This is a genomic window from Staphylococcus sp. EG-SA-2, assembly GCF_017152085.1.
In genome coordinates this window covers 1-584 of record NZ_JACYHC010000008.1, presented here as the reverse complement: position 1 = coordinate 584, position 584 = coordinate 1, and the positions used below count along the sequence as shown (strand labels likewise).

1 pseudogene is annotated in these 584 nt (G+C 31.8%); it reads left to right on the top strand.

Going from position 1 to position 584, the window contains the following annotated elements:
- A pseudogene (gene sfaB, locus IDG60_RS27005) lies at positions 1-584 on the top strand (staphyloferrin A synthetase SfaB); the annotation flags it as partial.

Sequence of the window (584 nt, the reverse complement as noted above, 5' to 3'; positions counted from 1 at the left end):
TAGAAATATTCAATATCGTGTAATTAACGCCATTATTAAAGAACGTATTTACCCCGAGCAAACATTTATTTCGCAAAAAGGATCTTTAATTGAAATTCAGTATCATATGCATGTGTTGACTATTGAAGTTGTTAGAAAAAGTGCATTAGAACGCTATGAGTTTACAGGTGATATTACTTATTTAAATAAAGGTGAAACGTCATTAATTATAACTTTAGAAGGTTTGTTAGATGTGTTGAATCATGACTTTGATATCCCTATTTCAGAGCGACTACGCGAAGAGTTAATACACAGTCGAGATAGTTTAGTTGAAACATATAAGCAAATGTCTCACAGACAAACATTAATAAGTCAAAGTTTTAAATTTTCAAGATTACCACAAGATATTAACTTTTTTTCATGGTTACAACATGTAAAAGATAGTGATAAGACAGATGATTTAACTTATTCTGAGAGCTTGGTACCAGAGGGGCATCCAACACACCCTTTAACCAAAACGAAATTGCCCTTAACTATGGAAGAAGTACGAGCATATGCACCTGAGTTTGAAAAAGAAATCCCTTTGCAAATTATGATGATTGAAA